The organism is Gallaecimonas sp. GXIMD4217, from assembly GCF_038087665.1.
Classification (GTDB): domain Bacteria; phylum Pseudomonadota; class Gammaproteobacteria; order Enterobacterales; family Gallaecimonadaceae; genus Gallaecimonas.
The window spans coordinates 512,305-535,810 of the sequence record NZ_CP149925.1 but is presented as its reverse complement, the minus strand read 5'-3'; the positions used below and the strand labels follow the sequence as shown (position 1 = coordinate 535,810).

16 protein-coding genes, 1 tRNA gene and 2 rRNA genes are annotated in these 23,506 nt (G+C 58.8%); 2 read left to right on the top strand and 17 right to left on the bottom strand.

Going from position 1 to position 23,506, the window contains the following annotated elements; all coding sequences use genetic code 11:
* The first annotated feature begins 43 nt into the window (after window positions 1-43).
* A complete protein-coding gene (locus WDB71_RS02665) occupies window positions 44-601 on the top strand; it encodes an AhpA/YtjB family protein (protein WP_341503097.1) in 558 nt (185 codons plus the stop codon).
* 42 nt (window positions 602-643) lie between these two features.
* Here the strand turns inward: WDB71_RS02665 and deoD are convergent, their stop codons facing one another.
* The 11 genes from deoD to WDB71_RS02610 form a co-directional block, all read right to left on the bottom strand.
* Window positions 644-1,363 (bottom strand): purine-nucleoside phosphorylase, encoded by a 720-nt coding sequence (gene deoD / locus WDB71_RS02660; RefSeq protein WP_341503096.1) that lies wholly within the window; start codon window positions 1,361-1,363, stop codon window positions 644-646.
* Window positions 1,364-1,407: 44 nt separating this feature from the next.
* Complete coding sequence (locus WDB71_RS02655) at window positions 1,408-2,628, bottom strand: phosphopentomutase (RefSeq protein ID WP_341503095.1); 1,221 nt, start codon at window positions 2,626-2,628, stop codon at window positions 1,408-1,410.
* Between the two features lie 8 nt (window positions 2,629-2,636).
* Entirely contained in the window at window positions 2,637-3,971 is a 1,335-nt protein-coding gene (gene deoA / locus WDB71_RS02650; RefSeq protein WP_341503094.1) for a thymidine phosphorylase, read from the bottom strand.
* Window positions 3,971-4,744, bottom strand: coding sequence for a deoxyribose-phosphate aldolase (gene deoC, locus WDB71_RS02645; RefSeq protein WP_341503093.1), 774 nt, complete (start codon window positions 4,742-4,744; stop codon window positions 3,971-3,973). The genes deoA and deoC overlap by 1 nt, the downstream gene beginning before the upstream one ends.
* A 258-nt stretch (window positions 4,745-5,002) precedes the next feature.
* Window positions 5,003-5,788, bottom strand: a complete 786-nt coding sequence (locus WDB71_RS02640; RefSeq protein ID WP_341503092.1) for an outer membrane protein OmpK — start codon at window positions 5,786-5,788, stop codon at window positions 5,003-5,005.
* A gap of 147 nt (window positions 5,789-5,935) precedes the next feature.
* Complete coding sequence (locus tag WDB71_RS02635) at window positions 5,936-6,109, bottom strand: DUF1427 family protein (protein WP_341503091.1); 174 nt, start codon at window positions 6,107-6,109, stop codon at window positions 5,936-5,938.
* Between the two features lie 69 nt (window positions 6,110-6,178).
* Window positions 6,179-7,429, bottom strand: a complete 1,251-nt coding sequence (locus WDB71_RS02630; protein WP_341503090.1) for a NupC/NupG family nucleoside CNT transporter — start codon at window positions 7,427-7,429, stop codon at window positions 6,179-6,181.
* A gap of 135 nt (window positions 7,430-7,564) precedes the next feature.
* Window positions 7,565-8,329 (bottom strand): TatD family hydrolase, encoded by a 765-nt coding sequence (locus WDB71_RS02625; RefSeq protein ID WP_341503089.1) that lies wholly within the window; start codon window positions 8,327-8,329, stop codon window positions 7,565-7,567.
* Between the two features lie 43 nt (window positions 8,330-8,372).
* Complete coding sequence (gene prfC / locus WDB71_RS02620; RefSeq protein ID WP_341503088.1) at window positions 8,373-9,953, bottom strand: peptide chain release factor 3; 1,581 nt, start codon at window positions 9,951-9,953, stop codon at window positions 8,373-8,375.
* 33 nt (window positions 9,954-9,986) lie between these two features.
* Window positions 9,987-10,430: a ribosomal protein S18-alanine N-acetyltransferase gene (gene rimI, locus WDB71_RS02615; protein WP_341503087.1), complete on the bottom strand. Its 444-nt coding sequence runs from the start codon at window positions 10,428-10,430 to the stop codon at window positions 9,987-9,989.
* On the bottom strand, window positions 10,411-10,695 hold the full coding sequence (locus WDB71_RS02610; protein WP_341503086.1) for a hypothetical protein: 285 nt from the start codon (window positions 10,693-10,695) through the stop codon (window positions 10,411-10,413). The genes rimI and WDB71_RS02610 overlap by 20 nt, the downstream gene beginning before the upstream one ends.
* A 329-nt stretch (window positions 10,696-11,024) precedes the next feature.
* Between WDB71_RS02610 and WDB71_RS02605 the strand changes: the two genes are divergently transcribed.
* Window positions 11,025-11,519: a hypothetical protein gene (locus tag WDB71_RS02605; RefSeq protein WP_341503085.1), complete on the top strand. Its 495-nt coding sequence runs from the start codon at window positions 11,025-11,027 to the stop codon at window positions 11,517-11,519.
* Between the two features lie 97 nt (window positions 11,520-11,616).
* On the opposite strand, the gene WDB71_RS02600 is transcribed toward WDB71_RS02605, so the two are convergent.
* The 6 genes from WDB71_RS02600 to WDB71_RS02575 form a co-directional block, all read right to left on the bottom strand.
* Window positions 11,617-11,692: transfer RNA gene (locus WDB71_RS02600), tRNA-Trp, on the bottom strand.
* A gap of 122 nt (window positions 11,693-11,814) precedes the next feature.
* Window positions 11,815-13,185 carry a YjiH family protein gene (locus tag WDB71_RS02595; RefSeq protein ID WP_341503084.1) on the bottom strand — a complete coding sequence of 457 codons (1,371 nt, stop codon included), beginning with the start codon at window positions 13,183-13,185 and terminating at the stop codon, window positions 11,815-11,817.
* A 274-nt stretch (window positions 13,186-13,459) separates the two neighbouring features.
* Window positions 13,460-17,113: a putative Ig domain-containing protein gene (locus tag WDB71_RS02590; RefSeq protein ID WP_341503083.1), complete on the bottom strand. Its 3,654-nt coding sequence runs from the start codon at window positions 17,111-17,113 to the stop codon at window positions 13,460-13,462.
* Between the two features lie 17 nt (window positions 17,114-17,130).
* Complete coding sequence (locus tag WDB71_RS02585; RefSeq protein WP_341503082.1) at window positions 17,131-19,464, bottom strand: DUF4347 domain-containing protein; 2,334 nt, start codon at window positions 19,462-19,464, stop codon at window positions 17,131-17,133.
* A gap of 802 nt (window positions 19,465-20,266) precedes the next feature.
* Window positions 20,267-20,381: ribosomal RNA gene (gene rrf / locus WDB71_RS02580) — 5S ribosomal RNA — on the bottom strand.
* 165 nt (window positions 20,382-20,546) lie between these two features.
* Window positions 20,547-23,441, bottom strand: a 23S ribosomal RNA gene (locus tag WDB71_RS02575).
* Between the last annotated feature and the right edge of the window lie 65 nt (window positions 23,442-23,506).

Sequence of the window (23,506 nt, the reverse complement as noted above, 5' to 3'; positions counted from 1 at the left end):
CTTTCCCTATTGTCAGGCGACCCTATGGGGCTATGATAGCGCCATGACCGAAAAGGAAACTAGCCATTTTCCCCAGCGCAGGCGCCGCTGGCTGAAGCTGTTGTCGGCGCTGCTGGCGCTGAGCCTGGTGGCCCTTGTCATGGTGCTGTGGCGCCAGATAGGCCATGCCGGCCTGACCCTGGAAAGGCAGCAGATCAGCGTCATGGCCCGGGCCCTGACCTCCCAGGCCGCCTATGCCGCCGGCCAGCTGATGAGCGAGGAAAACAGCGCCGCCCTGGCCGGCCTGGCGGAACAGCTGGCCCAGGCGCCGCAGATCCTCGACGCCGCCATCTATGACGGTAACGGCGCCGCCCTGGCCAAGGCCGGCGCCAAGCGGCCGGTGCTGGCCCTGCTTACCGAGGAGGCCGGGCTGATCCCCTATGTTTCGGAGATAAACCACGACGGCCAGGTGGTGGGCTACCTGCGCATTACCCTCAGTGAAGACGAGATTGTCGGCGACGCCCGTCACTTCCGGCAACATGCCCTGGAGCGGTTGCGGCTGATGCTGCTGCTGGCCGGCCTGGCCGGGTTGCTGCTGGCGCAGCTATTGCGGCGCCATTAAAAAAGGCGCCCAGAGGCGCCTTTTTTATCGAGGGGGCAAGACTCAGGCCTTGTCACCCAGCAGCACGGACTCCAACGCCACTTCGATCATGTCGTTGAAGGTGAGCTGGCGCTCCTCCGGGGTGGTCTGCTCGCCGGTGCGGATATGGTCGGAAACGGTGACGATACAGACCGCCTTGGCACCGAATTCCGCGGCCACGCCGTACAGGCCGGCGGCTTCCATCTCCACGCCCAGTACGCCGTGCTTTTCCATCACGTCGAACAGGTCGGTTTCCGGGCTGTAGAACAGATCGGCGGAGAAGATGTTACCGACCCGGACCGGCACGCCCTTGGCGTTGGCGGCCTCGGCGGCGTTACGGACCAGATCGAAGTCGGCCAGGGCGGCGAAATCGTGGCCCTTGAAGCGGGTGCGGTTGACCTTGGAGTCGGTACTGGCACCCATGCCGATGATGACGTCACGCAGTTTGACGTCGGTGCTGATGGCACCGCAGGAGCCGACCCGGATCAGGGTCTTGACGCCATATTCGGTGATCAGCTCCTTGGCATAGATGGACACGGAGGGGATACCCATGCCGTGGCCCATGACGGAAATCCTGCGGCCCTTGTAGCTGCCGGTGTAACCCAGCATGTTACGGACGTTGGTGATTTCCTTGACGTCTTCCAGGAAGGTTTCGGCGATGTATTGGGCGCGCAGGGGGTCACCCGGCATCAGCACCACATCGGCGAATTCTCCTGGCTGCGCATTGATGTGCGGAGTCGCCATTTTGATTTTCCTCTATCTCAAAAGCATGTTTTTTTATTGTGGGATCAGGCCAGGAAATTCCGACCGTAATCCATGGCACTGAGGCCAAAATAGTGCGCCAGCGACTGACCGATATCGGCAAAGGTATCGCGGCGACCGAGATCGCCGGCCGGCACCTTCTTACCGTAGACCAGCACCGGGATATGTTCCCTGGTGTGATCCGAACCCGGCCAGGTGGGATCGCAGCCATGATCCGAGGTCAGGATCACCAGGTCGTCTTCCTCGAGGATGTCCAGCAGCTCGGGCAGGCGCTGGTCGAAGTATTCCAGGGCGGCGGCGTACCCGGTAGGGTTGCGCCTGTGGCCATAGCTGGAATCGAAGTCCACGAAGTTGGTGAAGACGATGCTGTTGTCGCCGGCCGCCTTGATCTCGGCCAGGGTGGTATCGAAGAGATCTTCCAGGCCGGTGGCCTTGACCTTCTTGGTGATACCACAGTGGGCGTAGATGTCGGCTATCTTGCCCACGGACACCACCTCACCGCCCTTTTCCTCCACCAGCTTTTGCAGCACGGTCGCCGACGGCGGCTCGATGCTGTAATCGCGGCGGTTGCCGGTCCGGGCGAAGTCGCTGGCGTCCTTGCCCGCAAAGGGACGGGCGATGACGCGGCCGATATTGTAATCCATCAGCTCTTCACGGGCGATTTCACACAGCTCGTAGAGCTTGTCCAGGCCGAAGCTGTCCTCATGGCAGGCGATCTGGAACACGGAGTCGGCGGAGGTGTAGAAGATCGGCTTGCCGGTCTTCATGTGCTCCTCGCCCAGCTCGGCGATGATGGTGGTGCCGGAGGCGTGGCAGTTGCCCAGGTAGCCGGGCAGGTCGGCCCGCGCCACCAGGCGGTCGAGCAGCTCCTTGGGGAAGGAGTTGGTCCTGTCGTTGAAGTAGCCCCAATCGAACAGCACCGGCACGCCGGCGATCTCCCAGTGACCGGACGGGGTGTCCTTGCCGGAAGACAGCTCGGCGGCATGGCCATAGGCGCCGATGACCCGCTCGGGCAGGGTCACGCCCGCGGCCACCTGGCCGGTACTGCCCTGGTGGGCATGGAACAGGCCCAGGCTGGCCAGGTTGGGCAGGTTCAGGGGGCCGCTGCGGCCCTCTTCGCCCTTGCCTTCGGCACACCACTTGGCAATGGAGCCCAGGGTGTCGGCGCCCACGTCGCCGAACTTGTCGGCATCCTCGGTGGCACCTATGCCAAAGGAGTCCAACATCAGAATGATTGCGCGTTTCATGGCGCCTCCTACTGCAGTTCGCCCAGGCGTACCACTTCGTACACCTCGGGGTTGTGAGGCAGGGCCTCGTCATTGATGGTGATGGCCCGCTTCACGGCCAGCTCTGCCACGGCCAGGCCCGCTTCGTCCCTGGCGTGAATCACGGCCAGGGGACGCTCGCCATCGGCCCGCTCGCCCAGGCGGATGATACTGTTTAGACCCACGCTGTGGTCTATGGTGTCATCGGCCCGGCGGCGACCGCCGCCCAGCGCCACCACCGCAAGCCCCAGGGCACGGGTATCCATGGCGGTGACCACCCCTTCCCTGTCAGCATAAACGGCCCGGCTCAGCGGCGCCTTCGGCAAATAGCGATCGGCCTGTTCGACAAAATCGCTAGGCCCGCCGAGGCCCGCCACCATGCGGCCGAACAGCTCGGCGGCCTTGCCGTTGTCCAGCACCTGCTGCAGCCTGGCCCTGGCCTCGGCTTGATCAGCGGCCAGGCCGCCCAGCAGCAGCATCTCGGCGCACAGGGACAAGGTCACCTGGTGCAGGCGCGGGTTGCGGTAACGGCCGGTCAGGTAATCCACCGCTTCACGCACCTCCAGGGCGTTGCCGGCGCTGGAGGCCAGCACCTGGTTCATGTCGGTGAGCAGCGCCGTGGTGGGGGTGCCGGCGCCACTGGCCACCTGGACGATGGACCGGGCCAGGGCCTTGGAGTCTTCAAAGGTCGGCATAAAGGCACCGGAGCCCACCTTGACGTCCATGACCAGGCCGTCCAGGCCGCAGGCCAGTTTCTTGGACAGGATGGAGGCGGTGATCAGGGCGATGGACTCCACCGTGGCGGTGATGTCGCGGGTGGCGTAGAAACGCTTGTCCGCCGGCGCCAGGGAGCCGGTCTGGCCGATGATGGCCACGCCCACCTCCTTGACCAGGGAGCGGAAGGTGGCGTTGTCCGGGGTGATGTTGTAGCCGGGAATGGACTCCAGCTTGTCCAGGGTGCCGCCGGTATGGCCCAGGCCACGACCGGAGATCATGGGCACGTGGCCGCCGCAGGCGGCGACCATGGCCCCCAGCATCAGCGACACCACGTCGCCGACACCGCCGGTGGAATGCTTGTCCAGCACCGGGCCGGTCAGGTCAAGATCGTCCCAGTTCAGCACGTCACCGCTGTCACGCATGGCCGAGGTCAGGGCGATGCGCTCGTCCATGGTCATGTCGTTGAAGTACACGGCCATGGCGAAGGCGGCGATCTGCCCTTCGGAGACGCTGCCGTCCTTGATGCCGGCGACAAAGGCCTGGATCTCGGCCTGGCTCAGGGCCAGGCCGTCGCGCTTGTGGCGAATGATTTCCTGTGGAAGCAACATCAGTAGCCCCCCTGTTCGCCCGACTGCGCCTCCACACCCAGGGTGCTTAACAGGTTGCCCAGCAGGCTGGAGGCCCCGAAGCGGAAGTGAGCCTGGCTCAGCCAGCCGGGGCCCATGATGCGCTCGGCCAGGGCCAGGTACTGGGCCGCCTCTTCTGTGGTACGCACGCCGCCTGCCGGTTTGAAGCTGACGTCCTTGCCGGACTCCTTGATGGCGGTGAGCATGATCTCGGCCGCTTCCAAAGTGGCATTGACCGGCACCTTGCCGGTGGAGGTCTTGATGAAGTCGGCACCGGCGGCGATGCTGATGTCGGAGGCCTTGCGGATCAGCGCCGGCTCCTTGAGCTCGCCGCTTTCGATGATCACCTTGAGGGTCACCTCGCCACAGGCTGCCTTGCAGGCCTTGACCAGCTCGAAGCCCACCTCCTCGTTACCGGCCATCAGGGCGCGGTAGGGGAACACCACGTCCACCTCGTCGGCGCCATAGGCGATGGCCGCCCGGGTTTCGGCGACGGCGATCTCGATGTCGTCGTTGCCGTGGGGAAAGTTGGTGACGGTGGCGATCTTCACCTCGCCTTCCACGCCCAGGCTGCGCAGGGTCTTGCGGGCGATGGGAATGAAGCGAGGGTAGATGCAGATGGCGGCGGTGTTGCCGACCGGGGTGACGGCCTGGTCACAAAGCGCAATGACCTTCTCGTCGGTGTCATTGTCGTTGAGCGTGGTCAGATCCATCAGTTGCAGGGCCTGCAGTGCGGCGGTCTTGCTATCAATCATGGGTAATTCCCCTGTATCCCTTTGCTACAGCAGTATAGGCAGGCCAACAAGCCACCCAGCCAAACAATGGCGGCGTATCAGCTCGTGCCTTGATGTTGCCGATAATGTTGGACCCGGGCGTTCAGCCAGGAAGGCGGGCGCCGGGCCGGGGAGCGGACTTGGTTCCGTGAAGATAGGACAGAATGGCGAAAAATCCTTTTTCCCGCGTAAAACAAAAAAGCTGCTCCGAAGAGCAGCTTTTAGTATGCCAGAGTGCGCTTAGAAGTTGTACTTCACGCTGTAGATAACGGCATCGTGGTAGTCGGGCGTACCCAGCTTGTGATCGGCGTAGCGGTACTGCAGACCCAGGGTCAGGGCGTCGGTAGCGTTCCACCAGACGGAAACGGCACCGTTGTGGGAGGTGGACTTGCCGTTGGTCGGGAAGAAGGTGTCACCCATGTTGAAGCCCTGGTATTCCTTCTTACGCTTGAACTCGAACTCGTGCCAGTTGATCACGGACAGCTTCTGGCCACCCAGTTCGAAGTTGTAACCGGCAACCCAGCCGGCCATGCCGCCGTTGGAACCGATATCAACCTGGTTGTGGTAGCCGATGAAGGGCTTGGCCCAGAAACCCCAGTCGGTGTTCACGTCGTAGGAGAAGCCCAGAACGCGGTTTTGGTCGGTGAAACCGGACTCGGAAAAGTTGTAGACGTGGCCGTACAGGTTCCAGTTGGACTCGCCCAGGTTGACGTGGATGATGCCCTTGGTGGCGGTACGCTGATGACGAGGCTTGTCGTTGACGCTGCGGCCCGGGTTTTCCCAGTCGAAGAAGCCGTACACTTCACCCCAGGTGAAACCGGCGCCACCTTCGGCTTCGATATAGACGAAATCGGACTTGTAGCCAACACCGATGTCGTTCCAGCGAGAACGCTCTTCGGCCTTATCGGTCCAGTCCAGGTAGTTCACGGAGACGTTGGCGAAGCCGTAGATTTGTTCGGCGGAGGCAGGGGCGGCCAGGGCAGCACCGGCCAGCGCTACGGCAGCAGCGAGCTTGTTCAGTTTCATCATCATCATCCTGTTTATTTTTTAGGTTTGGTTCCCGGCCCTGTGAAAACCGGTCAAAAGCGCGCAAATTAAAGGCAATTACGGCCCTTTGCGCAAGCGTTTTTTTACAGAAATTTGAAGGTAGCTCAAATTTTTAGGGAACTTACCTCAAGACAGCAGGCGACGGGCGATTTCTTCAAACAGCATGGCCCCCAGGTAGATACCCACTATGCCCAGGATCCCAGACAAAACGGGGGGTGCCGGGATGGGCAGCTTGAGCCAGGCGAAGAGAAATCCCACCACCAGGCCGGTTCCAAGGGCCAACAGCCATTCCTGCCACATAAGTCCTCCACAAACAAAAAAGGTGCCACAGACAACTGTGGCACCTTTTGGCAGTGATATCGAGCTGGCTTACAGGGCAGCCAGGGCGATGAAGAGACCGGCCAGGGTCGCGGACATCAGGTTGGACAGGGAGCCGGCGATAACGGCCTTGATACCCATGCGAGCGATGTCGTGACGGCGGTTCGGCGCCATACCACCCAGGCCACCCAGCAGGATAGCGATGGAGGAGAAGTTGGCGAAACCACAGAGGGCGAAGGTGATGATGGCCTGAGTCTGGGCAGACAGCTCACCGGCCTTGCCGACGAAATCGATGTAGGCAACGAATTCGTTCACGACCAGCTTCTGGCCGATGAAGGAGCCGGCAGTGAAGGCTTCTTCCCAGGGAACACCGATCAGGAAGGCCAGGGGCATGAACACATAACCCAGGATCATCTGCAGGGACAGCTCGGGCATGCCGAACCAGCCGCCGATGCCGCCGATCATGCCGTTCAGCAGGGCGATCAGGCCGATGAAGGCCAGCAGCATGGCGCCCACGTTCAGGGCCAGGTGCAGACCGGAGGAAGCGCCGGCAGCGGCAGCGTCGATGACGTTGGCGGGCTGATCTTCGCTCTCGTCGGAAACCTGCTCCAGGGAGTCGTTGGCCTTCTCGGTTTCCGGCTTGATGATCTTGGCCATCAGCAGACCACCGGGGGCGGCCATGAAGGAGGCGGCGATCAGGTACTTCAGCTCAACACCCAGGGAGGCGTAACCGGCCAGTACGGAACCGGCAACGGAAGCCAGGCCGCCAACCATGATGGCGAACAGCTCGGACTGGGTCATCTTGCCGATGAAGGGACGCACCACCAGGGGGGCTTCGGTCTGGCCAACGAAAATGTTGGCGGTAGCAGACATGGACTCGGGACGGGAAGTACCCAGGGCCTTCTGCAGGGCGCCACCGATGATGTTGATGATCCACTGCATGATGCCCAGGTAGTACAGGACAGCAATCAGGGAAGAGAAGAAGACGATAACGGGCAGCACCTTCAGGGCGAAGATGAAGCCGCCGCCACCGAAGACTTCGAACATCTTACCGGACACCAGGCCACCGAACAGGAAGCTGATACCGGCGTTGGAGGCGTCGATCACGGACTGCACACCGCCGGAAACGGCCTGCAGCACGTCCTTACCTACGGGAACGTACAGAACGAAGGCAGCGAAGGCCGCCTGGATAGCAAAGGCACCGCTGACGGTGCGGATGTTGATCGCCTTACGGTTGTCGGACAACGCGACGGCGATGGCCAGCAGGGTGATGATCCCTACAAAACCCATCAAAATACTCATGGAGCCACCATTCCTCTATATAGATTTTGTTTGTTATGAGTCTGTTACTGACGAACAGATCAGCGCAGCATTATACCCAAAGGCGCCTTTTTGCCCACTCCCCGGTGCAGAAAATTATTGAGGTAGCTCCCGTTTTCACAGGGAAAAGAGGGTTTTGGTGTTCTCAAGCAGTATTTCTGCCAGCTCTGGTTCAGGGATGTCCCGAACCCGGGCCAGGTGGCTGAGGATCAGCGGCAGGTGGCCCGGATTGTTGTGGGAGGCGGCCACCCCTTCCGGCAGCATGTCGGGGGCATCGGTCTCCAGCACCAGCTTGTCGAGTGGCGCGGTGGCCATGGCCCTGCGGCTCTTGTGGGCGCTGGCCCGGGTGATGACACCGCCCACCCCCAGATAAAGGCCGCGCCTGGTCAGCATCAGCGCCTGCTCGGCACTGCCGGAAAAGCCATGTACCACCCCGGTCTTGAGCGGATGCCCCTTCAGCAGCTGCCAGAGCCTGTCGTGGCTACCCACGGAGTGGAAGATCACCGGCAGTTCCAGGGCCGCCGCCAGATCCAGCTGCGGCCTGAGCCAGGCCTCCTGCTCGGCCAGGACCGGCCCCTTGTGCTTGTCGAGGCCGCATTCACCTATGGCCACCAGCTCGGTGCGGTGGCGGTGGGCAAAGTCGCTCAATGCCTGGAGGCTGGCTTCCCGGTCGCCCAGGCAATACCAGGGATGGATGCCGGCGGCGGCGTGCACGCCCGGGTGGGAGCGGGCCAGCGCCAGCGGCCGCGCCAGATGCTTGATGCTGACGCCAGGCACCACAAAGGCCTGGACACCCTGCACCTGCCAGTTCGCCATAGCGCCGGCCCTGTCTTCGTCGAAGACCGGAAAGTCCAGGTGGCAGTGGGAATCGATGAGCTTCATGCCCTTAGCCTAACAAAAACCCCGCCGATGGCGGGGTTTGCGGTCAGTGTTCGCGGGTCTTGCGGAACTGGATATCCGGGTAGCGTTCCATGGCCAGGTTGAGGTTGACCATGGTGGGGGCGATATAGGTGAGGTTGTCGCCGCCATCCAGGGCCAGGTTGCTGGACACCTTGCGCTGGAAATCGTCCAGCTTCCTGGCGTCATCGCAGTCCACCCAGCGGGCCGTGGCCACGTTGACCGGCTCGTAGATGGCCTCCACCTTGTATTCGGCCTTGAGGCGGGCCACCACCACGTCGAACTGCAGCACGCCGACGGCGCCGACGATGAGGTCGTTGTTGTCCAGGGGACGGAATACCTGCACGGCGCCCTCCTCGGACAGCTGCACCAGGCCCTTGACCAGCTGCTTCTGCTTGAGCGGATCCTTGAGGCGGATGCGGCGGAACAGTTCGGGGGCAAAGTTGGGGATGCCGGTGAACTTCATCTTCTCGCCCTGGGTGAAGGTGTCACCGATCTGAATGGTACCGTGGTTGTGCAGGCCAATGATGTCGCCCGGGTAGGCCTCTTCCACCGCCTTGCGGTCACCGGCCATGAAGGTCAGGGCGTCGGAAATGGTGACGTCCTTGCCGATACGCACCTGGTGCATCTTCATGCCCTTCTGGTACTTGCCAGAGACGATGCGCATGAAGGCCACCCGGTCGCGGTGCTTGGGATCCATGTTGGCCTGGATCTTGAACACGAAGCCGCTCAGGGCCTGGTCCTCGGCGGTAACTTCGCGGCTGTCGGTCTGGCGGGGCTGGGGCTTGGGGGCCCAGTCGGTCAGGCCGTCCAGCATGTGGTCGACACCGAAGTTACCCAGGGCGGTACCCCAGTAGACCGGGGTCAGTTCGCCCTTGAGGAAGGCGTCCAGCTCGAACTCGTTGGAGGCGCCAACGACCAGCTCCAGCTCCTCGCGCAGCTGTTCGGCGTAGTCGCTGCCCACCACGGTATCCAGCTCAGGATTGTCCAGGCCCTTGATGACCCGCTTTTCCTGGATGGTGTGGCCCTGGCCGCTCTGGTAGAGGATCACTTCGTCGTTGAGCAGGTGGTAGACGCCCTTGAAGGCCTTGCCGCAGCCGATGGGCCAGGTGATGGGGGCACAGCGGATCTTGAGCACGTCTTCCACTTCATCCATCAGCTCCATGGGGTCGCGGATCTCACGGTCCAGCTTGTTCATGAAGGTGATGATGGGGGTGTCGCGCAGCCGGGTGACCTCCATCAGCTTGATGGTCCTGTCCTCGACACCTTTGGCGGAGTCGATGACCATCAGGCAGGAATCCACCGCGGTCAGGGTCCGGTAGGTGTCTTCGGAGAAGTCTTCGTGACCTGGGGTATCCAGCAGGTTGACCAGGCAGTCGCCATAGGGGAACTGCATCACCGAGGTGGTCACGGAGATGCCCCGCTCCTTCTCCATCTCCATCCAGTCGGACTTGGCATGCTGGCCAGAGCCGCGGCCCTTGACGGTACCGGCCTTCTGCAGGGCATTACCGAACAGCAGTACCTTCTCGGTAATGGTGGTCTTACCCGCATCGGGGTGGGAGATGATGGCGAAGGTACGACGCTTGGCGACCTCGGATTGAATTGACATGCTGGCTTCACCTGATCCAAAAACAGCCGGGGATTATACCTGCTCAAAGGCCAGGCGCATAACCAGAGCGTCTTCCCGCTCCCGCCCGGACCGGTAATAGTCCTTGCGGCGGTCGAGCAGCTCGAAACCCACCTTCTCATAAAGCGCGATGGCGGCGGTATTGGAAGCGCGCACCTCCAGAAAGAGCGCCTGGTCGCCCTGGCCTTTGCAATCGGCGATAAGGTCGTTCAAAAGCAGCTGGCCCAGGCCCCTGCCCCGCTGGGACGGCAGCACGCAGATATTGAACAGGGTGCTCTCATCCAGGATACGCTGGCTGATGCAAAAACCCAGCAACTGCCCCTGCTCCTCAAACATCCGCACCCGGTAGCCGGGACCAAGGCAACTGGCCAGTTGCCCCTCGCTCCAGGGAAAGGGATGACAGGTCAGCTCCACCTCGAGCAGCCGAGGCAGATCGGACTCAGTGGCGGTACTGATCATAAAAGGGCACCAGGGCCTGCCAGAGCAGGCGCTTGTTGGCGGCATTGCCGATGCAATGGGCGGGATCCAGCTGGATGTCGCCCTCAGGGCCCCATTGCACGCCAGGGCCATTGGTACGCAGGGGCAGCGACAAGGCCTCAGCCACCGCTTCACAGAATGACCTGGTGTCGTCAGTGAGGGGATAAGACAGAACCAGGCCAGGTTCCTGAACCTGATTCTTGGGGGTGTAGGACACCAGGCCCAGCTCATCCAGATAGTTCGCCATGGCAGCTCCACAGGTCGATTGAGATGCCATTATCACCAAAGCCGGAAGGGGTTACAAAGCCCGGTACCTCCCTGGCAGGCCTTGATGTCCCAATGACCGGCGTCCAACCCACACAGAGGGGCCCGAACCGCTAGAGAAGACATGACAAAAAATGCACTACCTGCTGGGCTACGGACAGCATGGACAAGGTTGAAAAAGCCGGGGAAACCGCAGACCCAACTCGCTTTGAGACCGGCGGTGGGGATATTAGGGTAGGCGGCACGGTCAGCTGAGGTAAATCGGTGTGCTTTGACTATGGTCTTAGCATCACGCCAAAAAGGAAGATGATGATGATAAGAAGAGGACTCGTATGGGGCCTGTTTTTCACGTTGGTTCTAAGCACGCTCAGCGCCAATGCCCAAACCCAAGATGATGCCGATATCAAGCTGCTTTTTCGGCACTACATGACCAAGTACAACCACTTCCTGCAAACCAGTGAGCTGAAGGCCACTCCAGCCCTTTATGGCGATACGGTGATGCTGATGTCCAACAGCGTACCGCCTCGCACCCTGACCGGCGAACTCATGAACGAACAAGTCACGAAGTTCCTAACACGGCTGAAACAACAAGGCATCAGCAGGGTCGAGTGGGAAAGCACGAATATCAAGCGGCTCAGCCCCAACCTTGCAATTGCCAGCAATGTGGCGGCGCGTTACAGACGTGATGGCAGCCTGTTTAACCGCGTGGGCGCCACCTACTATGTCTACAAACAGCAAGGGCAATGGCGAATTTCCGCCTTTGCCATCCATGACCCAGGCAATGTACTTTCAATGACGAAGGGGTAACACCGCCCTCACCTAGAGCGAGAGTTCCGTGCGGCACGCCAGATCAAAGCGACAAATGCAAAAAAGCCACCCAGTGGGTGGCTTTTTTGTCGTTATCTGGCAGGGGCGGAGGGACTCGAACCCCCAACTTTCGGTTTTGGAGACCGACGCTCTACCAATTGAACTACGCCCCTAACGACGGAGGCCATTATAGCCATAACGGCCTCGAGGTAAAGCCCTTTTCGGCCTAGAGTCGTTCGATTGCCGGGATTTTATCCAGGCCGAAAAGCAAGGGAGCATCAGCCCCCCTTGCTGGTCAGAAAACCAGATGGGCCACCAGGGCGATGACCGGCAGGGTCACCAAGGTCCTCAGGATAAAGATGACGAACAGCTCCCATAGCTTGACCGGGATCTTGCTGCCCAGCATCAAGGCACCCACTTCCGACATGTAGATCAACTGGGTGACGGACAGGGCCGCGATAACGAAACGGGTCATCTCGTTGTCGATAGAGCTGGCCAGGATCGCCGGGATGAACATGTCGGCAAAGCCGACCATCACGGTTTCGGAGGCGGCCGCCGCCTCCGGGATCTGCAGCAGCTCCAGGTAAGGCACGAAGGGTAACCCTAACCAGCTGAACAGCGGCGTGTGTTCGGCGATGACCAGGGCGATGGTACCAATGGCCATGACCACGGGCAGCACAGCAAAGACCATGTCGGCGGCATTCTTGACGCCGTCCACCGCTACCTTGCCCAGGCTATCAACCTGGCCGGCACGGGCCAGGGCCTTGCGGTAGCCGAAGGCCACAACAGATTCATTCTCGGGCAGCTCGTCCTTGGTATGGTTACGCTCGGTGCCACAGATGAACTTGTCCTGCTTGCGGCTCAGCGGCGGCAGGCGGGGCACTATGATGGCGGCAACGATACCGGCCAGGCAGACGGCGCCATAGAAAGGCACGAACAGATGCTCCAGCTTCACCTGGGCCAGGACGACCAGGCTGAAGGTAATGGAAACGGCAGAGAAGGTAGTGCCAATGACGGCCGCCTCTCTCTGGGTGTAGAAGCGCTGTTCGTACTGCTTGCTGGTCATCAGGATGCCGACGCTGCCGTCACCCAGCCAGGAGGCAAAACAGTCGATGGCACTGCGACCGGGCAGGCCGAAGATGGGCCGCATCACCTTGGTCAACAGGGCGCCGAAAAACTCCAGCAGGCCGAAGTTCACCAGCAACGGCAGCAACAGGCCGGCGAAGATGAATACGGAGAGCAGCACCGGCATCAGGTCGTTCAATACCAGGCCCCCGGTGGCATCACTGCGCAACGCCTCCGGCCCCATACCGAAATACACCAGCACCACGAAGACAGCGCCCAGCACCCGTGCCAGCAGCCACATCGGCGATACGTCCAGGAGCTCTTTCAGGAAAGCGTTGTTACTGATCCAGGCAGGCTTGAACAGCCTAGTCAGCAGGGAAGCGATGGCGGTCACGGCAATAATGACGGTAACGATGGCCGTCATGCTGTCGCTCAGGAGCGCCTGCAGGCTCTTGGCCAGCACCGCGATCGGAATGGTGATATCACCCTGGTAGGTGACGGGGGTCATGAACAGCAGCACGCCGATCAGCGACGGCAGCAAGAACATCAACAGGTTGCGTTTGGAAGCCAGCGGCCGGTTGAGTACGGTCTCGTTAGACATAAACTTCAGTCCCAAATTAACGGCTCTCAGTGGTCAGATCTGTTTGCATAATGATTCAGAGAGCATAGAAGTGCATGCAGGTTACCTGCTAAAGGCAGGCCCGGAAACGCCTGAAAATGCGGGATTGGGCAAGCAGTGAACCAGATCTCAATCTGAGCAACTGGCCATTGACCGGGCTCACCGCGCTCTTCAAGAAAGGCTAAACAAATGACAACCGGACGTTAAGCAAAGGTGTGATTTGATACCTTGTAGTGACATAGTCATTTGGGTCACCTTAGAAGCGGTAGCCCAGGGTGAGGCCAAGGATATCGATGTGGGTACTGTCCACATAGTAGACCCGGTAGGCCAGCCCCAGGGACCAATGCTCTGAGAGGTGATATTGCGCCCCGACACCGAAGAGCCAATCGGTGCCGTTGTGACTCTCGCTTCGGCGGGAAAACGGCTCAGCTTCGACCTTAAGCACCGCGCTGTAGTCAGCATCCCAGCGCAGCAGCCCAAGCCGCGCCGACAGGCTCAGGTGCTGAGACAGGGGCCACTGGTAGCTGGTGGCAAGTGTAAATCCCTCGGCGGTATCCGGGTGACTGAAGGCCACCTTGTCCAGAAACCCAGGTACGTCCAGCTGAGAAAGCTGATCGGTGAAGGTCAGGCTGACCTGGCCCAGGTCCACATACCCCAGCTCCAGAGCCAGGCCGCTATCAAAGCGGTATCCCACCTCCAGCCAGTAGCTGTCATCCTTGGCGTCGAAGTCGGTAACAACTGCCGTCTCTGACACCCTGGCAAGCTCTGCCGCCACCTCGTGCCGCTCAATGCTGGATTCTCCCTGGCCAGCACCAACCTGCAGGTAGATAGGCTTAAGATCGAAGGCGGCAGCCGAGAAGCTCACAACCAACAGAGGCAGCAGAACAGCGATGCGGCGACCAAGGCGGTACAGTGCCGTTACCAGGGACAAGGCCAGCAGGAGACCAAAGCTGCCGCCTCCCGAACCAGATGTGGTCACCTCGGCTTCTTGCATCAGTGGCTGACCAACACCACCAGGATCATGGACCACACCATTGGCCTGGCCATCGGCATCATTGGCACCGCCATCCTGGATGGTCAGTTGCACACACCAGTCTCCTTCGGTCAGGCCATCCCGGTATTGCTCAGATCCTGGAGCCGGGCAGTAGCCTTGTTCTCCCAAGGCTGAACTCAGCTTGTTGCCGGTATCCTCGACAAAGTTCTGCCAGCCAATTGCCGGCAGGTACTTGCGGTAAATGGCCCGGTCCGGTATCGGCTCGCGCTGGGGCAACACCACATTCACACTTTGCCCCGCCTCGGGCAGCTCGGCGGCAATGAAATCGAAATAGCCACCCACGTTAGGCACCTCGTCCTTGATTATCTGGACGTATTCAAAATCGTCGCTGCTGACCTCTGCGCCGTCATGGGCTCCAGCCAAGGCCAGTTCGCCCAGAGTCAGCTTGACGCCGGCATCGGCCTCGATGATATAGGCATCCGTGACCCCGCCTCGTTCCGGCAGCACGTGCCTCTCGATCATATTGTCCAGGTAGTTAGGAATGCCGTCACTATCGCTGTCACCCAGGCCTTCCTGCTGGTCATTGATACCGTCACCGTCGCTGTCGGTTGCACTATCCAGCTCTGGCGACGTAGCAACCACCTTCAGCATCAGGCTCACATCAGCACTCAAGGCCGGCTCGCCGTCATCGGTCACCACCACCTGGAAGCTGTGCAGGCCGACTTCCAGCAGACCGGCATCCAGGACCAGGCTCAAGCTGTCTTCACTGATTTCAGCACTGACTCCCTCCGGGAGCAGCCATTGGATGTCATGAACGTCACCGTTATCCTGGATATCCACCACCAGCTCGACCAGGCCACCGTCCTGATACACTGTGGTCACCAACTCATGCTCCTGCTGCGCCACCAGGCTCAGTTCCGGGGCCAGGTTACCTTCAACGATACGGGTGACCTGATTTTTCTTGATCCCCCAGTTTTGCTCACCAACAAAGCTCAGCTCGACATGCTCCTCGCCTTCAGGCTCAGCGTCGGCCAGGGTCGTAAAGGATACCGTGACCTCCACGCCGGCCTCGATGGTTACAGAGCCGCTGACCAGATCATGATCCTGCGCGTCAGCACTACCGGCCACCTGGTAGTCGACCATCACGGGGTATACCGGAGAATTGCCGTTCAGCACCACTTTGAAGGCCGCCTCCTGGCCTTCGCTGACCACCCCATCCTTGCCGAATGAAATGGTGGGATAGATATCCACGACCTGTTCGGCACGACCAACATTACCGGCGGCATCGGTGGCAATCCAGGTGATCACGTGACGGCCCGGACGCAGCTTCAATCCATCGCTCGGCACCCCCTTGGCACTGACGACCAGAGCAACATCCTGACCCGGATCCTTGGCGCTGGCCGTGCCCTGCTTCAGCATGTTCAGGTCGACATGGGTAAACAACGCCTGAGCGTCAATCCGCAAATCTGCTGGTGCCACGACCACCGGGGCCACGTCGTCAACATTGGGGTCCAGCCCCGCCTGGAATTCCTCCAGGTTGCTCAAGCCATCGCCATCGCTGTCCTGATCGCCGTCGGCGGGATCCAGGGGATCCAAGCCATGCTGCTGCTCCCAATCATCACTCATGCCATCACCGTCATCGTCCAAGTCGGTAACGTCAGGGATGCCATCCACATCACTATCCAGCAGTACACTGAGCTGAAAGCTGGTAGCGGCAGTGCTGCCACTGCCGTCATCGGCCGTAATCCAGATGATGCTTTCTGCCACATCGTCTGCCTCCGGGATACCAGTGATGCTTAGCCCGTCGAAGCTAGCCCAGCCGGGAAGACCACTGAGGCTGTAGCTCAGAGCATCGTTCTCTGCATCACTAAAGGCATTAGCGGGAATGACGAAATCGACACTCATTCCCGTGGTCATGACCTGATCGCTGATACCAGCGCTCACCATTGGGGCGTCATTCTGGGGTGTTATGACGATGCGGTAATCTGTGTACTCCGGGGTTCGTCCCCCGTATTGGTCATCCACATAGAAGTGGAAGCCGTCTTCCGTAGTTTCGCTGCCATCATGCTGATATTCGAGCACGTTTTCGTCCTCGATATCCTGCTGGGAGAAGCTGCTCCCTATGGCCAAAGGCTGGCCATCCTTTAGCAGGCTGCCATGTTCCGGCAGTCTGGTCAGTGTAAAGGTCACATCCGCATAGTGCTGCTCAGCGTCCATGAAGTGCAGATCGTCATGGACGAAGAACCGCTTTTCTCCTTCGTTAATGGCGAAGTCATGCCAATGGTGCTTCATCGGCATGGTATTGGTGCCGGTTACCGTCACTTCAAAGGTTTGACTGGCTTGGGTTCCGACTTTGTCCGTTGCTGTCAGTTCGACGGTATAAGTGCCGATGTCATACCAGCTCTGGGTGAAGGTGAAATTGATAGTGGCACCATTGAAGGAGATGAAGGCCGGCAGAGCGGCGCCTCCTGCCAAGGTCGCACTGTAGCTAAGCTGCTCATCCTGTCCTTGGTCGATGTCCTGGTCGCCGAAAGCGTTAGGGTTGACGCCATAGGTCCCGGGTCCATCGAGAATGTCCATGTGCTGTGCCTCTAGAGGCAGAACTGCAACAGGCACATCATTGCTGTTGAGCACGGTCAGGTTGAATGCCGTGGCCGCACTGTCACCAGCCGTGTCTGTGGCCGTTAAGGTAACAGTGTAAACACCTGGTGTTGTTGCAGTACCCAGCAAGCTCTGGCTGGCGCTGTCAAAGCTGACCCCCGCCGGCAGACCGGTAACGGCCAAAGTGAAGTCCTGCCCCTCGTTGTCACGGAAGACCGTCCCTAATGCCAAAGGTGGCATGGCCACATCTTCACTGATGCTGGTATCGGCAGGCTGCTCATCGACTATAGGGGCACTGTTGGGGTTGACGATCAATTGGAAACTGGCCGTGGCTACCCCCCATTTCCATCATCGGCTTTGATGATCACCTCATGGGTACCCACTGCCATGGTAGAGCCACTGAAGCTAAGGGTGGCGTCATCAAAGAGGATGCCTGAAGGCAGGCCACTGGCCTCATAATTGAGGCTATCACCATCGGCATCGGTAAAATATCCATTGGGTACCGAGAAGCTGACGACAGAACCTTCATAGGTGGTCTGGTTGCTGAGCATGCCATTGGCCACGGGGGAATTATTGTTGTTGCTGCCCACCGTCACCGTCGTCGTAAACAGGTTGGAGCGCTCCGATGGATCAGAAATAACCAGGGTGGCATTGCGAGTGCCATATTCTGGCGGCGTGGAGGCACTGAATTGCAGGGCTCGGATCAGCGCCTGGACGGCGGCCAGGGTGGCATCCCCGGTAGTGAAGTTCACCTTAAAGGCCTTGTCGACACCGGTATCGTTAACGTCGACGGCACCAATAAGCCGGCCCTCGAAATAAACATTACTGCCGTCTAGGCGAAGCTGCCCGATGCCGTCACCCTCGCTGAGGAATGTCAGAGTGCTGGCATCGCCATCAACCTGGCCGACATCCACTCGCATGAAGCCACCGTTGAGGTCACTGTCATCGGGGTCGCTGACCAGGGCATCACGCCCTACGTCCATAAAGGTGCTGCCGCCATTGACGGAGTAGGCTCCATCACCAGGGTAATAAGTCACCAGAGGGCCCAGGGGGTCGGCCACCACAAAGTTGATGGTCAGATAGCTCTTCACACGCCCCGTCGCCTTGACCTCAAAGTTGATGGCATAGGTCCCGGGCAGCATGCTGGCAGCATTAAAGGTGTAATCTGTTCCGTTGGCCTCTCTGGTCAGCGCCAAATCACCATTGCTGTTGCGTACGTTGCCGATATTGGAGCTGGTGATGTTGTTGCCAGAAATGGAAAAGTTGAACGGGGTGTCGGGGTCCACCAGCACCGTTTTGGTATCGCCTGGGATATTGTCAGACAGAGTGAAATCGACCGTTGGAGCCTTGTTCTGCAGATAGAGGATCAGGTCCACATGGGTCTTGGAAAGAACACTATCGGCATTATTGAGATCCTCGACCACAAAGCCAGCCGAATAGAGGCCTGTCTGCATGGTACCGGAGCCGGTCCAAGTGATCAGACCGGTATTGGCATCTATGCCGATGTTGGGCGCATTAATACTGCTGCCTCCTCCCAACTCCTCCAAGTTGGCTAGGCGATAGCGCAGCTTGTCCCCATTTGGGTCCACCACATATAACTGATAGGTCCAGTTGGTCTCGACAGTGACGCCGTCGGCCTGCAACTGAGGCACCTCCAAGATGATGGGCAGTTCGATGCCCGGAGCCTGGTTACCGGCACCGGTATTAACCAGCGTCTGTATGTTCCAACTGCCGTTGGCATTATTAATGAGGTTGCCGATACGGGCGCCACCTGAATAGTACACCTTGTGAAGCAGAGTCGGATCCACATCCAGGGCCTTGAATGTGCCGGAAACCAAGGTGTAAGAGGCATTGGCATCATCCGGATCTTCGATATGCTGAGTAATGGGCACACCGTCGGACTGGATCACCAGACCGGTGTCGGATTGCAGATTGGGTGTATTCTGACCGTTCAGCCGCCAGGCGGTATTGACGAAGAACTTGACGTCGTCTTTGGCACCATCGCCATCCAGATCGGCCGGCTGCCACTTGACGCTGCCACCTCGAAAGTGGGACAGGCTGGCTTGGTAACGCTTCAACCCCCCTTGGCTTGCAAAGAGCTGGCTGTCGACCTGACCATACTGGTATTCCAGCTCCCAATCACCACCAAGGCTTTCGGCACCGGTCAGATCGGTAGAGGCCGCCACATCGGCCCCCAACTTGTTGCTCAGGGCCTGGACGAAGGATTCACCCATGCTGCCAGCCGCCAGTTCACAGCCATAAATCATGATATCGGCGCCCTGAGCCAGGCTCGCGCGGATCCCCGCAATCGCCCTATTTTGTCTCAGACTCTGCTCGGTAATGGCACCCGCCCCCAGAAACAAGGTGCCCGGGCTGCCATGGGCCAGGATATGCAAACTCTGGATAGCGCTGACACCGCTCAGGGCCTTCTCCAGCTGCGCCAGGCCATCCGATCCCTCGTCTATCCTGATCACCCGCATCCCAGTGGATGCCGCCTTGATCAGCATCTCGGCATCTTTAACCCCGGCATCCACTACCAAAACTCGGCTCCAGTCCTGGGGCACGTCGACAGCGACCTTTGTGGCCGTAATGGCAGCTACAGGAACAGGAGTGACGAGGGCCAGACTGGCCGCCAAACCCATAGTTGAGACAATAGAGGTGCGCATCCTTGACCTTGAATCTTCCTTGATGGGGTGATTCAAGTTTAGAGGCAGGCAGTCAATTCACAACGATATAAACCAATCTTTTTAGGCAACGAGGTGTCAGCCAAGTAAATATTTAATCCATTTGCTTGCCGACGCATTCGAAGGCAGCCCCACAGGCCACTGTCGTTAACCATGCCTGGTGACGGGTGCCGGCTCGGCCATCCGGGGCCTGACAGCCAGGCAGTTCTTTTAAGCTGGAACCGTTGCATATGCTACATAGGACAAAATCGCTGGGCGAAGATCGAAGTGAAAGCACGGCTTTCACGCAGCTGAGCGCCGGGACACAGGATGTGCCGGCCGGAATGAGTTACCAGGGATGGGTGGCAACTCAAGACAATAAGGCGCCTTCGGTGGGTTACGCTACGCTAACCAACCCTACGCTGCTGAGCCGTTGCATATCTTGCATGGGACAAAATCGCTGGGCGAAGCTCGAAGTGAAAGCACCGCTTTCACGCAGCTGAGCGCCGGTACACAGGAGGTGCCGGCCGGAATGAGCTCCCAGGGATGGGTGGCAACTCAGGGCAAGAAGGTGCAGGCCAGGTGGCGTAATAACCGTCCCTGGTGACGGGTGCCGGCTCGGCCATCCGGGGCCTCGCGTTCAGCCGCACCCAAGCCGTGCTTGGGTTTCGGGCTTCACCCAACTCCACATGGGGTAGGAAGCCGCTGCGCGGCACTTTCTTCATTCCCATGTGAGAAGTAGTGCCGTCAGGCGCTGTAAACGCAAAAAGCCACCCCTACGGGTGGCTTTCTACGTTTAATAGGTGCTTGGCAGTGACCTACTCTCACATGGGAACCCCCACACTACCATCGGCGCTACTGCGTTTCACTGCTGAGTTCGGGATGGGATCAGGTGGTTCCACAGCGCTATTGCCGCCAAGCAAATTCGTTTCTTAACCCGCCTTGCGGCCAGTTAAGTCAATTCGGTAAAAGCTGATAACTCTGTAATCTAAGTCACTCTCTCTGAGTGCCCGACCGCCATGGATGGCGGAAGTGCAGAAGATTGTCTGGAACAATCTCTGCCTACAAAACCCTTTGGGTGTTGTATGGTTAAGCCTCACGGGCAATTAGTACTGGTTAGCTACATGCGTCGCCGCACTTCCACACCCAGCCTATCAACGTTGTAGTCTTCAACGACCCTTTAGGAGACTCGAAGTCTCAGGGATGACTCATCTTGAGGCTCGCTTCCCGCTTAGATGCTTTCAGCGGTTATCGATTCCGAACTTAGCTACCGGGCAGTGCCACTGGCGTGACAACCCGAACACCAGAGGTTCGTCCACTCCGGTCCTCTCGTACTAGGAGCAGCCCCTCTCAATCATCCAACGCCCACGGCAGATAGGGACCGAACTGTCTCACGACGTTCTGAACCCAGCTCGCGTACCACTTTAAATGGCGAACAGCCATACCCTTGGGACCGACTTCAGCCCCAGGATGTGATGAGCCGACATCGAGGTGCCAAACACCGCCGTCGATATGAACTCTTGGGCGGTATCAGCCTGTTATCCCCGGAGTACCTTTTATCCGTTGAGCGATGGCCCTTCCATTCAGAACCACCGGATCACTATGACCTACTTTCGTATCTGCTCGACGTGTCTGTCTCGCAGTTAAGCTGGCTTATGCCATTGCACTAACCTCCTGATGTCCGACCAGGATTAGCCAACCTTCGTGCTCCTCCGTTACGCTTTGGGAGGAGACCGCCCCAGTCAAACTACCCACCAGACACTGTCCCTAACCCAGATAATGGGCCGAGGTTAGAACATCAAACATACAAGGGTGGTATTTCAAGGATGGCTCCACGATAACTGGCGTTACCGCTTCAAAGCCTCCCACCTATCCTACACATGTAGGCTCAATGTTCAGTGTCAAGCTGTAGTAAAGGTTCACGGGGTCTTTCCGTCTAGCCGCGGGTACACTGCATCTTCACAGCGATTTCAATTTCACTGAGTCTCGGGTGGAGACAGCGTGGCCATGGTTACACCATTCGTGCAGGTCGGAACTTACCCGACAAGGAATTTCGCTACCTTAGGACCGTTATAGTTACGGCCGCCGTTTACCGGGGCTTCGATCAAGAGCTTCGCTTGCGCTAACCCCATCAATTAACCTTCCGGCACCGGGCAGGTGTCACACCCTATACGTCCTCTTTCGAGTTTGCAGAGTGCTGTGTTTTTGATAAACAGTCCCAGCCACCTGGTCACTGCGGCTGCCGTCAGCTTAGAGAGCAAGTCTCATCACCAACAACAGCGTACCTTCTCCCGAAGTTACGGTACTATTTTGCCTAGTTCCTTCACCCGAGTTCTCTCAAGCGCCTTAGTATTCTCTACCTGACCACCAGTGTTGGTTTGGGGTACGGTTTCTTTTCATCTGAAGCTTAGAGGCTTTTCCTGGAAGCATGGCATCAACAACTTCGTTGCCGTAGCAACTCGTCTCGTGTCTCGACCTTAGGGACCCGGATTTGCCTAAGTCCCCAGCCTACGCACTTTCACCAGGACGACCGACGCCTGGCTTGCTTAGCCTTCTCCGTCCCCCCATCGCAATGAAAAGAAGTACAGAAATATTAATCTGTTTCCCATCGACTACGGCTTTCGCCCTCGCCTTAGGGGCCGACTCACCCTGCCCCGATTAACGTTGGACAGGAACCCTTGGTCTTCCGGCGAGCGGGTTTTTCACCCGCTTTAACGTTACTCATGTCAGCATTCGCACTTCTGATACCTCCAGCATGCCTCCCGACACACCTTCAACGGCTTACAGAACGCTCCCCTACCCAGCATACCTAAATATGCTGCCGCAGCTTCGGTGCATAGCTTAGCCCCGTTACATCTTCCGCGCAGACCGACTCGACTAGTGAGCTATTACGCTTTCTTTAAAGGGTGGCTGCTTCTAAGCCAACCTCCTAGCTGTCTAAGCCTTTCCACATCGTTTCCCACTTAGCTATGACTTGGGGACCTTAGCTGGCGGTCTGGGTTGTTTCCCTCTCCACGATGGACGTTAGCACCCACCGTGTGTCTCCCGGATAGTACTTTGCGGTATTCGGAGTTTGCATGGGTTTGGTAAGTCGGGATGACCCCCTAGCCCAAACAGTGCTCTACCCCCGCAAGTATTCGTCCGAGGCGCTACCTAAATAGCTTTCGGGGAGAACCAGCTATCTCCCGGTTTGATTGGCCTTTCACCCCTAATCACAGGTCATCCCCTAATTTTGCAACATTAGTGGGTTCGGTCCTCCAGTTGATGTTACTCAACCTTCAACCTGCCCATGACTAGATCACCGGGTTTCGGGTCTATGCCTTGCGACTGGACGCCCAGTTAAGACTCGGTTTCCCTACGGCTCCCCTATTCGGTTAACCTCGCCACAAAACATAAGTCGCTGACCCATTATACAAAAGGTACGCAGTCACCCCGAAGGGCTCCTACTGCTTGTACGTACACGGTTTCAGGTTCTATTTCACTCCCCTCGCCGGGGTTCTTTTCGCCTTTCCCTCACGGTACTGGTTCACTATCGGTCAGTTGGGAGTATTTAGCCTTAGAGGATGGTCCCCCTATCTTCAGTCAAGATACCACGTGTCCCGACCTACTCATCGTTTGCAACGACATCTGCCATTTCGTGTACGGGGCTATCACCCTGTATCGCGGAACTTTCCAGAACCTTCCACTATGACAGACGCTGATACACAAACTGGGCTCTTTCCCGTTCGCTCGCCGCTACTGAGGAAATCTCGGTTGATTTCTTTTCCTCGGGGTACTTAGATGTTTCAGTTCTCCCGGTTCGCCTCTGCACCCTATGTATTCAGATACAGATACCCAAGTTACCTTGGGTGGGTTTCCCCATTCGGAAATCATTGGCTCAAGCGGTTCTTATCACCTCACCAATGCTTATCGCAGATTAGCACGTCCTTCATCGCCTCCAACTGCCAAGGCATCCACCGTGTACGCTTAGTCACTTAACCATACAACCCCGAAGGGTTTCGCTGACGCGAACCATTTTCCGAAGAAAATGCCGTATGTTGACTAA

What these genes read in the sequence shown, in the direction of transcription:
- WDB71_RS02665 (WP_341503097.1), top strand. Translation starts at nt 44, where the DNA reads ATGACCGAAAAGGAAACTAGCCATTTTCCCCAGCGCAGGCGCCGCTGG.
- deoD (WP_341503096.1), bottom strand. Translation starts at nt 1,363, where the DNA reads ATGGCGACTCCGCACATCAATGCGCAGCCAGGAGAATTCGCCGATGTG.
- WDB71_RS02655 (WP_341503095.1), bottom strand. Translation starts at nt 2,628, where the DNA reads ATGAAACGCGCAATCATTCTGATGTTGGACTCCTTTGGCATAGGTGCC.
- deoA (WP_341503094.1), bottom strand. Translation starts at nt 3,971, where the DNA reads ATGTTGCTTCCACAGGAAATCATTCGCCACAAGCGCGACGGCCTGGCC.
- deoC (WP_341503093.1), bottom strand. Translation starts at nt 4,744, where the DNA reads ATGATTGATAGCAAGACCGCCGCACTGCAGGCCCTGCAACTGATGGAT.
- WDB71_RS02640 (WP_341503092.1), bottom strand. Translation starts at nt 5,788, where the DNA reads ATGAAACTGAACAAGCTCGCTGCTGCCGTAGCGCTGGCCGGTGCTGCC.
- WDB71_RS02635 (WP_341503091.1), bottom strand. Translation starts at nt 6,109, where the DNA reads ATGTGGCAGGAATGGCTGTTGGCCCTTGGAACCGGCCTGGTGGTGGGA.
- WDB71_RS02630 (WP_341503090.1), bottom strand. Translation starts at nt 7,429, where the DNA reads ATGAGTATTTTGATGGGTTTTGTAGGGATCATCACCCTGCTGGCCATC.
- WDB71_RS02625 (WP_341503089.1), bottom strand. Translation starts at nt 8,329, where the DNA reads ATGAAGCTCATCGATTCCCACTGCCACCTGGACTTTCCGGTCTTCGAC.
- prfC (WP_341503088.1), bottom strand. Translation starts at nt 9,953, where the DNA reads ATGTCAATTCAATCCGAGGTCGCCAAGCGTCGTACCTTCGCCATCATC.
- rimI (WP_341503087.1), bottom strand. Translation starts at nt 10,430, where the DNA reads ATGATCAGTACCGCCACTGAGTCCGATCTGCCTCGGCTGCTCGAGGTG.
- WDB71_RS02610 (WP_341503086.1), bottom strand. Translation starts at nt 10,695, where the DNA reads ATGGCGAACTATCTGGATGAGCTGGGCCTGGTGTCCTACACCCCCAAG.
- WDB71_RS02605 (WP_341503085.1), top strand. Translation starts at nt 11,025, where the DNA reads ATGATAAGAAGAGGACTCGTATGGGGCCTGTTTTTCACGTTGGTTCTA.
- WDB71_RS02595 (WP_341503084.1), bottom strand. Translation starts at nt 13,185, where the DNA reads ATGTCTAACGAGACCGTACTCAACCGGCCGCTGGCTTCCAAACGCAAC.
- WDB71_RS02585 (WP_341503082.1), bottom strand. Translation starts at nt 19,464, where the DNA reads ATGCGCACCTCTATTGTCTCAACTATGGGTTTGGCGGCCAGTCTGGCC.